The organism is Methanobacterium alcaliphilum, from assembly GCF_023227715.1.
Lineage (GTDB): Archaea > Methanobacteriota > Methanobacteria > Methanobacteriales > Methanobacteriaceae > Methanobacterium_E > Methanobacterium_E alcaliphilum.
The window spans coordinates 31,755-46,072 of sequence record NZ_JALKIF010000013.1 but is presented as its reverse complement, the minus strand read 5'-3'; the positions used below and the strand labels follow the sequence as shown (position 1 = coordinate 46,072).

Genomic DNA, 14,318 nt, shown 5'->3' with positions numbered 1-14,318 from the left:
AGTACTTGAATTAGTTACCTTAATGATCTCTTGTTTCTCCAAGCAGAATAATTAAAAAGGAGATTTTATGGAAAATAATCAAATTTCAGATGAGACTAAATCCAATAAAACTCAAAGTGAGATAATTAAAAAACTTAGGGAAGCATTGCCTGATAAAGACCAGTCTGAAACATATGCAAGAAAACTTAAAGCTTTATCGGACCCTACTCGACTTGAAATTTTATATTTGTTATCTGATGGGGAGCTGTGTGTCTGTAGAATAACGCCTGCATTAGATAAACCCCAATCAAGCGTATCTCGCCATTTGAATATTTTAAAGAATTTGGGTTTTATTAAAAGTCGAAAAGAAGGAGCAAGGGTTTATTACAAACTTACAAATCCTAAAATTGCAAAAAAGGTTAAAGAATTAATTGAATTAATCTAGTTAAATTAATAATAAACATTTAATCAACTGAGGTAATATCAATTAAAAAAGATAAATGTAAATTTAATGTTTTAAACCAACACTATCAATGGAACAATCACGTGTAACACAATATCTGCAGAGAAATGAGACACCATAGCTGATTCTAAACCTTTTTTCCAGTAAAGCCATCCAAATATAATTCCTCCAACTGCATTTAAAAGAATTGTACGAATAATTACCATAGGGGTCAGTGTGGTCAGGCTCATTACTGCAGGTAAATGACCAGCACCAAAAATAATAGCGGCTAAAATAATTGCTAACCACATACCAATATTTGTCGGTGTTCCTTCTGTTGTTTTCCTGATTTTAAAGATTATCCATGCAATTAAGGTCATTAAAAATAATCTTAACAGGATTTCTTCATTTATTCCACCATAAAAAGATGCAAGGAATCCCTGCCATGCTGGAGGATTTATTGAAGCTTGAGTTATATTAATTGACACACCGGCAAAGGAAAACAAGTAATCAATCCCAATTATCAAAACACCGGCTAAAATTCCAAGCCCAATGGATATGCCCAGTATTGATTTTAGATATTCTTTAACTTCTTTTCCTTCAAGCCAGCCTTCAATGATAGGAAGTCCCAGCCCGACTTTTTTAACCAGAGATAAACCAATAAAGATAGCAATAACAAATAAAACTATGCTTTGAATAAGTTGAACAACTAAAAGAACATATAACGGCACAGGTGAATTTTCAAGTAATTCTGCCTGAAGAGTAAATGTATAAGGCATTACGGCTATCACTCCAAAGATAGATGCGATTAAGAGGATTATAAACAATTTCCATTTTGTCTTCATATTAAAAAATATATGATTTTATTTATTAAAAAATTAATTATAAATTTCACATTCATCAGGCATATTTTCTCTTTCCCTTTTAGTTATATTAGTTCCAGGGCATTTCAGAAATTAATTTTAATTCAATTAAAAAAAATTCTAAGCAATTTCCTGTGAAAAAATAAAAGCTTGGCAGATGATTTAAAAAAACCAGTAATGTTTAACAAAATAAAATCTAAATATATGCTATTTTAATATAATAATAATGATCAAATTCAAAAAGATGTGAACAGGAAACTTTTTGTTTATATCAAACATTTTAATCTTAACTGATTAACCATTGGGGATTTTATGGGAATTAGAAAAAAATTCAGTAATTTTGAGGAATATATGGCTGAATATTCTCCAGATATTCAACAGCGCTTAGAAGAAATTCGCCAGACAGTAAAGAGCACGGTTCCAAAAGCAGATGAAAAAATTAGTTATAGCATATTAGCATTCAGTTACCATGGTATTTTAGTATATTATGGGGCATTTAAAAATCACATTGGATTTTACCCCGCAAGCAACACGGTATTTGATGTATTCAAAGATGAATTAAAAAAGTATAAGCGAAGTAAAGGAACCATTCAATTCCAACATAAAGAACCATTACCTCTGGGATTGATAAAAAAAATTGTACAATTTCGAGCAGAAGAAAATATTGCAAAAAAAGATGGGATAAACTAGAATGATGAATTGATTTAGATTATTTAAGTTAATTTTTTTATAGCCCAAACTCAGCCCCTACTATCAAATACTTATTTAAATAACCCAGAATAATATTTAACTTGGTAAATTAATATTGATTATTAGAATTTTATAATTATTTTATCATTCAGAATTTCTATTTTATTTATTTGAGGTGAATTAATGAATTTAAAAGTATCAGTTATTGGAGCAGGGAGTCTGGGAACTGCTATTGCTCAACTTATCTCTGCAAATGTCGATTCAGTATATTTGCATGCTCGACGTAAGGAAGTAGTGGAGGAAATAGCCCGAACGGGTTATAATAGTGAATATTATCCTAATCTTAAATTAGCAGAAAATATCACTCCGGTGAGTGATTATGATTGTATTAAAAAATGCGATATGGTATTCCTATGTGTTCCATCATCTGGATTAAGATCCACCTTAAAAAAACTTTCACCTTACATATGCAAAAATTGTATAATGGTGAGCACAGCCAAGGGAATTGAATATCCTTCCTCAAAAACCATGAGTGACATTATCCGGGAATATTTCGACATATCTCCTGTGGTCTTTTCCGGCCCTAATTTCGCCTTTGAAATCGCCCAATCACTATTTACTGCAGCAAATATCTCATCAGATAATCCTCAAAATCTGGAAATTGTAAAAAAAGTTCTTAGTACAGAAGAATTTAAGGTTAAAGTAACAGATGATGTAATTGGAACCGAATGCTGTGGTGTAATTAAAAATATTAATGCTATAGCCTACGGAATATGTGAAGGAATGAATCTAAATGATAATGCGCGTTACGCGGTTTTAACCAAAGGATTCAATGAAACTAAGGATATTATAGAAGCTTTAGGTGGTAAAATAGAAACAGTAGATGATTACTGCGGATTCGGAGATTTAGTGTTAACTTCAACTTCTAGAGAAAGCAGAAACCATACTCTGGGAATGTTATATGGTCAAAAAATAGTGGTTGATGAAAAAGCTTCAGGTATAATATTTGAAGGAAAAAACTCTATAATGGCCATAAAAGAGATATGCGACCAAAAAGCTGTAAACAGTATAATTGTTAATTTTGTTTATGATGTAATGGTTAATCTAGAACCACCAAAATTAGCTTTTAAGAAATTATGGAAGAAAATGGAATGATTAACTATATTAGCACATAACTACTATTCCTTTTAATCAATTTTATTAAATTCGATATTTTATCTTCAGGTGATAATGTGATAGCCATAATCTTAGCCGCAGGCACAGGAACTCGATTAATGCCCCTAACCAAGGACATACCCAAGCCATTACTGGAAATTGGGGATATAAGTTTGTTAGAACGTATGATGATAATCTGCATTACTCATGGAGTGGATGAGTTTGTTGTCGTGGTGGGTCATAAAAAACAGAGAGTTCTGGACAAAGTTGATTATTTATCTAATAAATACGACGTAAAAATCACTACAGTGGAAAATAAAGAATATGCTCAGACTAATACGTCCTGTTCAGTCAACTTAGCTACTAAAAACTTAGATGATGATATAATGATTATCAATGGAGATAACGTGGTGGATGAGCGCATAATATCTGGACTTTTAAAGATGGGTAAAACATCCCTGGTAATTGACAATCACAAGGATCTCAATGAAGAATCATTTAAACTCAGAATTGAAGATAATGAAATCCGGGAAATTGGAAAAGGTATACCTATCGGAACTGCTTCTGGAGAGTTCATTGGTATTTCAAAAGTCGTTCGCGATGATTTAAGAAGATTTAATTCTATTCTGGAAGACCTGATTGCAGAAGATGTTCAAAATTACTATGACTTGGCCTATAAGGATTTAAGCCGGGATTCAAGTATTGACTATTTTTATACAAACGGACTTAAATGGACTGAAATTGATGATAAAAACGATTGGGAATATGCCCATGACTTGATTGAAGAGTTCGATAATCAATAATCTACAAAAAGATTTCTATTAAATTCTTAATTTTTTTAATAATCTAAATACTGATTTTTTTTAATTTTTAAATAATCAAAACTCCTATTTTTCAAGATGATAATTGTATCTATATTTTTTAATAGGTGAAATAAAATTTTGTAACTAACTGGAATTGTGAAGTATCAATCACCTATAAAAATATTTAAATCATATTCTTATCTAACCTTTAATATCTTTATAAAGTCACTAATTTATTTAATCAAATTCTGAGATTTCCTTAATAACAATACTTTTTTCATGATTTGGTTACTCGTGGATTAATTAAATAACAGGGTACTAAGTGATACAATGAATCGAAACTTCAAAGATTTTATCAAAAACTACATGATTTTACCCGGGTATTCCCTATTTAGAAAACTTCCAGTAATCAATGACCTGATTATTTTTGAAAGTAACATGGGAAGGAATTACAGCGGCAATCCCCGATATATTTATGAAGAGATGGTGCATCAGGGTTTGGATAAAAAAATGCAGTGTGTCTGGGTTTTTGAGGACACCTCTACAGAAATTCCAGGAAATGCAAAAAAAATTAAAAGAAGTAGATTAAACTATTATTATTATATGGCCCGGGCAAAAATATGGGTATTTGATACAAGAGACCCCAAATACATTAAAAAACGAGATCAAGGGTTTTATATACAAACATGGCACGGCACCCCTCTTAAAAAACTGGGAATGGATATGGATGATGTTTTCATGGCTGGCAGTGAAAACATAATGGAATACAAATGCAATTTCTATAAAGATACTAAAAAGTGGGATTTTTTACTAGCTCAAAACGAATTTTCTTCCCAGATATTTGAAAATGCTTTTGCCTTTTCTGGAAAATATTCTCCATTACAAGATATATGGACTTATGGATATCCCAGAAACGATATTTTAACTAATAAAAATAATGAAGGCGATATAAATCGGTTAAAATCAAAATTAGGTATTCCTGAAGATAAGAAAGTGTTGTTATATGCGCCTACCTGGAGAGACAATGAATTTCATGATAAAAGTAAGTACAAATTTGTAACTGATATGGACTTTGACTTATTACAGCAGGAACTATCTGAAGAATATGTAATCATAGTAAAATATCACTATCTGGTGGTTGAAGATGTGGACTGGTCTGATTATGAAGGATTTGTTTACACATTCGGAGCCCTGCAGGATATTGCAGAATTATATCTAGTATCAGACGTGTTAATCACAGATTATTCTTCAGTCATGTTTGATTACTGTATACTGGATAGGCCCATGCTCTTCTTTATGTATGATTTGGAAACATATCGCGATGAACTTAGAGGATTCTATTTAAATGTTTTAGAGGAAATTCCAGGCCCTATATCTAAAAAAACCGAAGATTTAATTGAAGATATTAAAAATCATGACTCTGATGAGTTTAAAAAGAAATATGATGTCTTCACCCAAAAATTTGTTAAATATGATGATGGTAAATCTGCTTCCCGGGTAGTTAATCGTATTTTAGAACTTAAAGATATAGATAAAGTGGCAAAACACCAAAAGATGGAAAGATAATAATCGTCCTTTTTCCAAATATCAATTAATTGTAGGAGTTTTCATGAACATAAAATCTATGATAAAGAAGATAATCGTCTCTATTTACCACGTATTTTTAAAATTACCTGTAAAAGATAATGTTATCTTCTTTGAGAGTAATGTGGGGCGTAACTATACAAGTAATCCCAAATACGTTTATGAAGAAATGGTTAAAAGAGGACTGGATAAAAAATATAAATGTGTTTGGTCATTGGAGGATACCAATTTAGAAATCCCAGGCAATGCTACGAAGGTAAAAAGAGCGAGACTAAGTTATCTGTATTATCTGGCTATTTCTAAGGTATGGGTATGCGATACTAGACTTCCCTCTTTTATAATTAAAAGGCCTGAGGCAACCTACATCCAGTTATGGCACGGAACTCCTCTTAAAAAATTAGCCATGGATTTAGAAGTTCTCAGCATGAGTGAAGGTATGGAACTGGAGGAATATAAAAGATTATTTGAAGAAAATACTAAAACTTGGGACTATTTAATCTCCCAAAGTGATTATACTTCGAAACGATTCAAATCATGCTTCGCATTTAAAAACGAAATTTTAGCCTCAGGATTTCCCAGAAATGACATATTATTTCAGAAAAACAATGAAAAAGCCATAAAAAAAATCAAAATGCAATATAATATTCCCCTAGATAAAAAAGTTATATTATATGCTCCCACATGGAGAGACGACGAGTTTCATGAAAATGGAATATATAAATTCTCTTCCCAAATGGATTTCGATCTTTTAAAAAAAGAACTCTCAGATACTCATATTGTATTGATAAAATTACATTACCTGGTAAAAGACTCACTGAACTGGGATAAGTACCAGGGATTTGTTTATGAATGTGACCATTTATGGGATATACAGGAACTATACCTTATCTCTGATTATTTAATAACAGATTACTCCTCAGTCATGTTTGATTATGCTCTTCTTAAAAAGCCCATGATAATATATGCCTATGACTATGAAAAATATCGGGATAACCTGCGCGGGTTTTATTTCAACATATTTAAAGAATTTCCAGGCCCGATTGTAGAAAAATCAGAGGATCTGGTGAAGCATATTAAAAATTATGACTATAAACTTTACAAAGCCCAATATGATGCATTTTTAAATAAATTCACCAGTTTTGATAAGGGCAATGCGTCATCATTCATTGTGGATATAATTTTAAAAATAACCCGTAATTCCGATTATAATTTTGATGAGGATTAAAAAATGGACAAAGCTAAACTTTTTAAGGGCATAGCCTATTCTCTCATGGCTCTATTCTTTTATATCAGTTATTTATTCCCGGTAAACTCTAAAAAAATACTACTTATCATGACCCACGATGATAGTGATGAGGGAAATATAGGCTCTGTTCATGATTATTTTAAAAAAAGAGACCCCGATCTGATTTTTAAAAAAATTACCCGAGATGATTATAACTTTAAAATAAATAAAAATATTATACGTAATCTACTGATCATGTTCATTTATTTACCATATCAAATTTCTACTTCACACATCATATTTATGGATAATGTTTTTTTACCATTTTCCAGTATAAAACCTAAAAAAAATACTCAACTAATCCAATTATGGCATGGTACAGGTTCTATAAAGAAATTTGGGGTTGATTCAGAAGAAGGGTGGATCCGTGACAGGGCAATGGCAGTATGTAAAAATACTACTCATTTTATTGTAGGATCTAACTGGATGAAAAATATCTATAAAACTGCCTTTAAAGCAGAAGATGAAAAAATATTCAACATTGGATGTCCTCGCACAGACCTGTTCTTCAATGAAGATTCAATAAAGTCAAAAAGTCTGGAATTCTTCAAGGAGTATCCGGAACTAAAAAATAAAAAAATAATTCTTTATGCCCCTACTTTCAGGGATGGTGAAGATGTAGAAATTCGTCTGGAACTTGATAAGATGATATCTAAACTGAAAGATGTTTATGTTCTGGGTCTTAGACTGCACCCCCATATCGCAGGTGATGCTAATATTGAAGAAATGTTTTCAAAAGAACATTATTCTGATAAAATCTATGATTTTTCACATTATCCCAAACTCAGCACTCTTATGGTTAGCTCAAATATTTTAATAACAGATTACTCTTCAATAATCTATGAATATGCTCTTTTACAAAAACCAATGATATTTTATAGTTATGATCTGGAAACTTTTGAAAAAAAGGATAGGGGATTCTACGGAGATTATAAAACAAGTGTCCCGGGACCTATTGCCTATAAAACAGACGAAATTATAGACATGATCAATAAAGGCAGTTATGGGTATGATCTATCCGAGTTTTTATCTATTTACTTAGAAAATTGTGATGGGCGGTCCCGAGAAAGGTTATATGGCCTGTTATTTTAATCTGAGACTGACTATAATAATTTATTAATGGTTATTTTAATAAACAAAAATTCACATATATTCTATAAAATCAATCAGTGATTATCATGTCTGATATAACTCAAGAAGTAATATTCAAAAAAGATAGTGGAGAATCCCTATCCCTAAGTGAAAAATTTGTAAGGCTGCATTCGAGAGCAAATGGAGTACTAACTGTAAATTTTAGAACACCTGAAAAGGAAATGGTTGATTTGAAAGAATTTTTCCAATTATTCCAGAACGATGAACTTCTAAAAATCGACATTGGTGGAACCGGAGATATAGGATGTTCATTTAAAGGTATGTCTCCTATAATGAAAAGTAATGACGATGCAGGTTTCACGTTCTTTTCTTTATCCATCACACTACAGGATCTAGAAAAAATGAAAGCTTATAATGAACCACCAGAATGCGGGTGTGGATAATAATAATATTTTAAAAAAAATAAAAGTTAAGAAAAATTAACTCTTCTTATTCTTTTTAATTTTAGTCAGTAATTTTGCTTTTTTGGCAACTTTTTGCTGTAAACTCTTCTCTTTCCGCTGGAAAACTTTTATTTTAACTCAATGCGCATGTGTGTTTATAGTGCCGCTTTTATAAGTAATAGGATGCGTTTTTAGTATTCTATCTCTTCAACTTAAGAGATTGTTTTCAGTGTTTTAAGGCAATTAAAAGTCATTTAGCTTTATTCTTACCAGTATGGGCTGCGTTTAAATTATCAATTTTAATGATTAACGCATTATTCTGGCTTTCTATGGTATTTAATTTTGTCAGATGCTTTCAAAGTTGCTGTGGAAGGGTCTTCTTCAAAGACTGAACTGCACTCACAATAAATCACCAGAAAACATATTAATGGTATTATTTTCCGTATAATTTTATCCCTCCAAGTGCAAATTTTAATCTTTTAAACTCATTAGAAAAAGATTTTTATTTTGATTTAATGGCAAAGACGGTCCGCGGGTCCTTTTTCATATTTTGGGATTATTTTTCAATCATGGTCATTAAAGTAATATTTTTATCATATTCTAAAAAGTTTTAAAGCAACTTAAAACATAAATACTAACTGGAAAAGTATTCATCCTGTGAGGGTGAAAATATTTTTAATGACTATTTTTTTGTCTCTTCAGGGTGAAATATAGGGGGTTAAATAAATGGTTTTAATCAGGCCATTTGAAAGTAAAGATAGTGCATGTATTATGGATATTGAGCAAATGTGTCCTCAAGGAGATAATAGGTGCGCCATGGGAGTGAAGAAAACTCAAGATACGGTTAATAGATATGGGGTGTATGAAAATTCTCAGATCAAGGTAGCCCAGAAAGATGATGAAGTCGTGGGATGGATTGGTTGGACATTAAAAACTCAAAAAAATAGAAAATATATTTATCTGGCTGAAGTAAATGTGCATCCTGATTACCACCGACAGGGGATAGCTACTCAACTGGTGAAAGAGGTAGAAGATAATGCCCTATCCCATGGAGCAGATCATATCTACTGCTATATCTATGAACCTAACGATTCATCCAAATCATTATTCTCATCAATGGGTTATTCTCCAGTACTAGATGTTTATTCGGCGGCACTATCAAATTATAAAACATATGATATTCCTGAAGTTTATAAAATTAAACAGATAAATAAAAATGAAATTAAGGAAACCGTAGAACTTATAAATGATTATTACGATGGTAGAGAACACTTTGTACCATATAATCGAGAAAACTTCCAGAAATATATAAACCATATTCAGGGCTACGGACTTGAAAACTTCTATGTGGTTAAAGAGAACAATAAAGTAGTTGCATGTGGGGGCTTATGGGACTGCTCAAAGTATGCTGATTTTTGCTTTGCCCGAGAACCCACATCGTGGAAAGTAATGAAAGGAGTATATGATTTTTTCAGTCACTTTACCAAGGTTCCTTACATTCCAGCAGAGGGAGAGTTCTTTAAAATGAGTATGCTTTCAAATCACGCCTATCGGCCGGAAAATAATGGCGCCATAAAAGCATTGATCTCATATTTCAATAATTTACTACTGAATGATGAAAAAGGTTATTTGCTGGCAACATTGGATCCTCAAGATCCATTAATTGTTGATTTAAAAGATTTTCAACCCATGGTGGATATCTGGTCAGTATTTACTAAATCTTTTAAGGAGGAAATAGACGAATTTGATAGATTTTTTGTTGATGTGCGGGATTTAATTCCCTAATATGCTTCTTATATGATTTTTAGACCTTAAACCATCTAATATTTGCTAAAAAGAGTAAATTTAATGGTATGGGCTTTTAACTTAATTAATGAATTACTTAATTTATAAAAAAAACCCATCACTAATAAAGTTAATAAAATCCGACTGAGGTAAAATTACTGTGTATTTCTGGAATTCCCTTAGTATTAGGGGATTCTATTTTAAATGGTTTTTCTATTTTATCATTATCAATGGATAAGTAAAACCGGCCACAGAAACTTATGGACTTTTCATCAATTTTTATTTCTGCTTGAACTTCTGAAATAGCTTTCAATAAATTTTTCTTATTCAATTCTAATAGAAGCGATGGATCAGATATTTTAAAAGCCATTGGTTTCTTTTCGTGGTTAAAATAAATTTTTAGATGAGGTTCTATTTCAAAGGATTCTTTATAATCCGGATCTCCTAAAACTCGTATACATATTGAATCGGATCGGGCTTTATGTTTAAATTTTACAATATAATAATTATTTTTCATTGTCATTTACCTTCTGCACTTTATATTGGACTTTGGACATATTATATTTTGTGCAAAAAATAATATATATTCTGTTTTTAGTATTATAATGTTGTGGTAAAATATAATTTCTATTATTAATAAATATAAATAAAACCATAATGGGGGTGAAATTTTGAATAATGGTTTTATAGCGGCTATAGTAATCCTAATAGTTGTTTTGATTGGTGCAGGGGCATGGGTTTTAACACAACCTCAAACTAATGTCACCAATAACACAACAGGCAATAATGACACAAATATCATTGATATAACTAATAATACTACTAATCAATCTACTAACCATACTACGACAAATAACACAACTAAAAATATAACTGCTGCTGAAGCAAATAAACTTGCAGAAAAATACATTGCAATGGGAGTTTACTTGGGAAACAACACAACATTGACTACATTTAAGGGCGTTCGTGTCTGGAATGTTTCAGTATACACTACTCAGGGATTGTATTCTGATGCCATCTATATATCGGTTACAGATGGAAAGCGGATTGAGTGAATATTTTTTTTTATTTTATATTTTTTTAGCAAGTAATGGTTAACTTTATATACTCCTTTTTCCTATTAGGTAATATATTACCTAAATTGGTAATATATTACCAATTAAATTTCATGGAGATTCAAAATGAATAAAAAAATCATATTTTTAAGTTCGCTGATTATAATCATATTGTCTGTGATGGCTACTTTAACTGGCCTATTTTGGCCTAATTTATATCAGCATGATACCATTTCAATAATATCTCAAATGCAAGGTCAAGATTTGATAACATTGATTATTGTTATTCCTATATTGGTAGGGTCAATTTATTTAGTTTCAAAAAACTCTTTAAGAGGGCGTCTAATATGGATGGGAACCATATTTTACTTTATTTACACATATGCGTCTCTTTCATTTGCAGCCTCTTACAACCAATTATTCCTAGTTTATGTGGCGATATTTTCTCTGGCATTGTTCGCGTTTCTGGGAGAATTAGTCTCTCTTGATATAAAAAAAGTCAGAGAATCATTTTCATCAAATTCTATGAGAAAAATAACTGCAGTCTTTTTGGCTATAGTGGGTTTGATGCTGGCTTCGATGTGGCTAAAAATGATTGTTGATTCGCTACTAGTTGGAACCAATCCTCCAGCTCTTGAAACTTACACTACGCTGGTGATTCAAGCTTTAGATTTAGGGGTGGTGGTACCAACAGCGATTTTAAGTTCATACTTATTAATGAAAAATAATGAATGGGGATTTGTTATAGCCTCTGTTTTTCTGATAAAAGCTGCTTTGCTGGGAACGGCAATTTTATCCATGGTACTCTTCATGGTTTTAAATGGAGTGGCTGTGGATATGGGCCAGGTTATATTCTTTATTATCTTAACCGTGTCCGGTATTGTGGTTGCTTCAGGATTTTATAGTAAAATAAAAGGGATTTATTTGCCTATGACTAAAAATGACTCAATAAAAAGTGGATAAAATGAAAGATTCTGATGAAATAATGGCAGAATATGATGTGGGGGACCTTCTGGAAATGGAAAAATACACTCTGGTGGTTTTATTTTTAATACAGCAAAGATGGAGTTATATAATAAATAAAGAGTTTAGTGAAGATCAAATAACAACTAAACAATGGTTATTGCTTGTGATATTAGGAAATGCTTTTAACCATGCACCTTCCATGCAGGAAATGGCAGAAGCCATGAGTACAACTCACCAGAATGTTAAACAACTAGCTACTCGATTAGAAGACAGAGGATTACTCAATATAGAAAGAGATTTTAATAATAAACGGATATTAAGACTAAAAGTCACTGATGAATATGGTAAATTCTGGAAAAAAAGATCAGAAAGTGATGAAAAATCTATAAAAGAATTATTCAATGGATTGGATAATGCAGAAATAAAGAATTTATTTGAGATCATGGCTAAACTGGAAAAATTATCTTTAGCCTTATATAATGAATATAAAAATAGATAAACAATAATGGGGTTTAATAATGAAAGCATTAGTAGTATATGGAACAAGATATGGGGCTGCCAGAGAAATTGCACAGGAAATTAGCAAAGTTATATCTGAAGAAGGTGTTGAAACCGACCTCCAAGATGCCAAAGGCCTTAAAAAAATAGATATATCTTCTTATGATTTGATCGTGGTTGGTAGTGGTATTAAGATTGGTAAATGGACCAAAAATTCACTAAACTTCCTGAAAGAACACAAAGAAGAACTGGCAACTAAAAATGTGGCACTATTTGTCACCTGCGGTGCAGCCAACAAGGAAGAAACTAAACAAGAGGGCTGGGATAATTATCTCATCAAAGTTGCTGAAGATAATTTAATCAACAAGCCACTGGATCTAGGACTTTTTGGAAGTCTTTACGATCCTAAAGCCAGCGGATTAATGTTTAAACTGGTTAATCGGTTTATTAGAAAAGACCTGGAAAAGCAGGGAATCGATACCAGCAAACGCTATGATTATCGTAACTGGATGAAATCAGGGATTGGTCAAAAAATTTAGTTTCCAAAATTAATTGAGGATTTAAAATGAAAATCAAGAAAATATTAAAATATGCCGGTATGGTGTTAGCTGTCATGTTAGTAACGGCCTTTGTGGCAATGGGTTTTGTAATGTTCGATGTGATGAGCTATACTGCCACCGGATCTGAGAAACTAAATGCTGCAGGAGAAGCAGCAGGTAGTGCTATGGTAGTGTACGATCCAGGTATAAGTGGGGAATCTAAAGAGATTTCGACAGCAATTGCCAAAGATTTGCAGTCTAAAGGATATAACGTTAATCTGGCAGGTATAAGCAGTGCTGATGCGGCTAATACGTTGGGATATGATATACTAATTGTTGGAGGCCCTATATACGCCGGCAAAATCAGTAGTTCTATTCAATCTTATTTATCTTCAATAAAAACTGATGAAGGTACTAAAATAGCTGTTTTTGCAGCAGGTAATGATCCAGACACTGCAAATAATGAAACTTTACTTAGAGAAGAAGTCGTAATATCTGGTAAAAACGCAATCAATGTTATAGCAGTCATGAAAGTGGTTTCTGGTGAAAATCCTCAAGCAAAATCTTCACAACTGGTATTGGCCATTTTAAGTTAAAATATTGGTTCACACTCCCCATTTTTGAGGCATAAAATGAGTCCTAAATCAAAAATACCTTCTTTAATTACTTTAAGCAGGTTAATGTTATCACCGGCTATTGTCTATACTTACTTAAATGGGGAATATATGATTTCTCTTTTAATTTTCGTTTTTGCAGCATGCACCGATTTTTTCGATGGGTATATTGCCCGAGAAATGGATTCTGAAACAGATAGTGGGGCGTTTCTTGATGTGTTATCTGATTTTATCCTTATAATTTCCTGTTTTTCGGCTTTTATCGCACGGGATCTTTACAATCCATTAATATTGGTTTTGATAATTTTAATGTTCGCTATTTTTATGGCAACCTCTAATTTTAATAAACCCATCTATGACCCCGTTGGTAAATATTTAGGATCTTATCTCATGTTAATGATCATTGTAACATTTTTATTTCCGGGAACTGATATAATCGGGCCATTGCAATTATCTTTTGTTTTATTTTGCATAGTATCCATTACTAGCCGCTTAGTGTTTTTAGGTAAATCGGTGAATGCGTGA

At 31.8% G+C, this 14,318-nt stretch carries 17 protein-coding genes; 15 read left to right on the top strand and 2 right to left on the bottom strand.

Features of this window, described 5'->3' with window-relative positions; all coding sequences use genetic code 11:
- The first annotated feature begins 67 nt into the window (after window positions 1-67).
- Window positions 68-424, top strand: a complete 357-nt coding sequence (locus MXE27_RS09905; RefSeq protein WP_248612276.1) for an ArsR/SmtB family transcription factor — start codon at window positions 68-70, stop codon at window positions 422-424.
- 71 nt (window positions 425-495) lie between these two features.
- Here the strand turns inward: MXE27_RS09905 and MXE27_RS09900 are convergent, their stop codons facing one another.
- Window positions 496-1,266: a CPBP family intramembrane glutamic endopeptidase gene (locus MXE27_RS09900; RefSeq protein WP_248612275.1), complete on the bottom strand. Its 771-nt coding sequence runs from the start codon at window positions 1,264-1,266 to the stop codon at window positions 496-498.
- A 330-nt stretch (window positions 1,267-1,596) separates the two neighbouring features.
- Here MXE27_RS09900 and MXE27_RS09895 point away from each other — a divergent pair, with 330 nt between their 5' ends.
- The 8 genes from MXE27_RS09895 to MXE27_RS09860 all read left to right on the top strand — a co-directional run bounded on the left by MXE27_RS09895 (window position 1,597) and on the right by MXE27_RS09860 (window position 10,121).
- Window positions 1,597-1,974, top strand: a complete 378-nt coding sequence (locus MXE27_RS09895; RefSeq protein WP_248612274.1) for an iron chaperone — start codon at window positions 1,597-1,599, stop codon at window positions 1,972-1,974.
- A 183-nt stretch (window positions 1,975-2,157) separates the two neighbouring features.
- A complete protein-coding gene (locus tag MXE27_RS09890) occupies window positions 2,158-3,129 on the top strand; it encodes an NAD(P)H-dependent glycerol-3-phosphate dehydrogenase (protein ID WP_248612273.1) in 972 nt (323 codons plus the stop codon).
- A 77-nt stretch (window positions 3,130-3,206) separates the two neighbouring features.
- Window positions 3,207-3,932, top strand: coding sequence for a phosphocholine cytidylyltransferase family protein (locus MXE27_RS09885; protein WP_248612272.1), 726 nt, complete (start codon window positions 3,207-3,209; stop codon window positions 3,930-3,932).
- Between the two features lie 330 nt (window positions 3,933-4,262).
- Window positions 4,263-5,498, top strand: coding sequence for a CDP-glycerol glycerophosphotransferase family protein (locus tag MXE27_RS09880; protein WP_248612271.1), 1,236 nt, complete (start codon window positions 4,263-4,265; stop codon window positions 5,496-5,498).
- Between the two features lie 43 nt (window positions 5,499-5,541).
- A complete protein-coding gene (locus tag MXE27_RS09875) occupies window positions 5,542-6,741 on the top strand; it encodes a CDP-glycerol glycerophosphotransferase family protein (protein WP_248612270.1) in 1,200 nt (399 codons plus the stop codon).
- Between the two features lie 3 nt (window positions 6,742-6,744).
- On the top strand, window positions 6,745-7,893 hold the full coding sequence (locus MXE27_RS09870) for a CDP-glycerol glycerophosphotransferase family protein (RefSeq protein ID WP_248612269.1): 1,149 nt from the start codon (window positions 6,745-6,747) through the stop codon (window positions 7,891-7,893).
- Between the two features lie 86 nt (window positions 7,894-7,979).
- A complete protein-coding gene (locus MXE27_RS09865; RefSeq protein WP_248612268.1) occupies window positions 7,980-8,336 on the top strand; it encodes a hypothetical protein in 357 nt (118 codons plus the stop codon).
- Window positions 8,337-9,062: 726 nt separating this feature from the next.
- Window positions 9,063-10,121 carry a GNAT family N-acetyltransferase gene (locus MXE27_RS09860; protein ID WP_248612267.1) on the top strand — a complete coding sequence of 353 codons (1,059 nt, stop codon included), beginning with the start codon at window positions 9,063-9,065 and terminating at the stop codon, window positions 10,119-10,121.
- Between the two features lie 130 nt (window positions 10,122-10,251).
- Here MXE27_RS09860 and MXE27_RS09855 read toward each other — a convergent pair whose 3' ends face one another.
- Window positions 10,252-10,638 (bottom strand): hypothetical protein, encoded by a 387-nt coding sequence (locus tag MXE27_RS09855; RefSeq protein ID WP_248612266.1) that lies wholly within the window; start codon window positions 10,636-10,638, stop codon window positions 10,252-10,254.
- Window positions 10,639-10,792: 154 nt separating this feature from the next.
- Between MXE27_RS09855 and MXE27_RS09850 the strand changes: the two genes are divergently transcribed.
- The 6 genes from MXE27_RS09850 to MXE27_RS09825 all read left to right on the top strand — a co-directional run bounded on the left by MXE27_RS09850 (window position 10,793) and on the right by MXE27_RS09825 (window position 14,318).
- Complete coding sequence (locus tag MXE27_RS09850) at window positions 10,793-11,176, top strand: hypothetical protein (protein ID WP_248612265.1); 384 nt, start codon at window positions 10,793-10,795, stop codon at window positions 11,174-11,176.
- 126 nt (window positions 11,177-11,302) lie between these two features.
- Window positions 11,303-12,139, top strand: coding sequence for a hypothetical protein (locus MXE27_RS09845; protein WP_248612264.1), 837 nt, complete (start codon window positions 11,303-11,305; stop codon window positions 12,137-12,139).
- Between the two features lies 1 nt (window position 12,140).
- On the top strand, window positions 12,141-12,641 hold the full coding sequence (locus MXE27_RS09840; protein WP_248612263.1) for a MarR family transcriptional regulator: 501 nt from the start codon (window positions 12,141-12,143) through the stop codon (window positions 12,639-12,641).
- 19 nt (window positions 12,642-12,660) lie between these two features.
- On the top strand, window positions 12,661-13,179 hold the full coding sequence (locus tag MXE27_RS09835; RefSeq protein WP_248612262.1) for a flavodoxin domain-containing protein: 519 nt from the start codon (window positions 12,661-12,663) through the stop codon (window positions 13,177-13,179).
- Between the two features lie 26 nt (window positions 13,180-13,205).
- Window positions 13,206-13,775: a flavodoxin domain-containing protein gene (locus MXE27_RS09830; RefSeq protein WP_248612261.1), complete on the top strand. Its 570-nt coding sequence runs from the start codon at window positions 13,206-13,208 to the stop codon at window positions 13,773-13,775.
- A gap of 36 nt (window positions 13,776-13,811) precedes the next feature.
- The gene (locus MXE27_RS09825) at window positions 13,812-14,318 is read left to right on the top strand and encodes a CDP-alcohol phosphatidyltransferase family protein (protein ID WP_248612260.1); all 507 of its coding nucleotides are present in this window, start codon (window positions 13,812-13,814) and stop codon (window positions 14,316-14,318) included.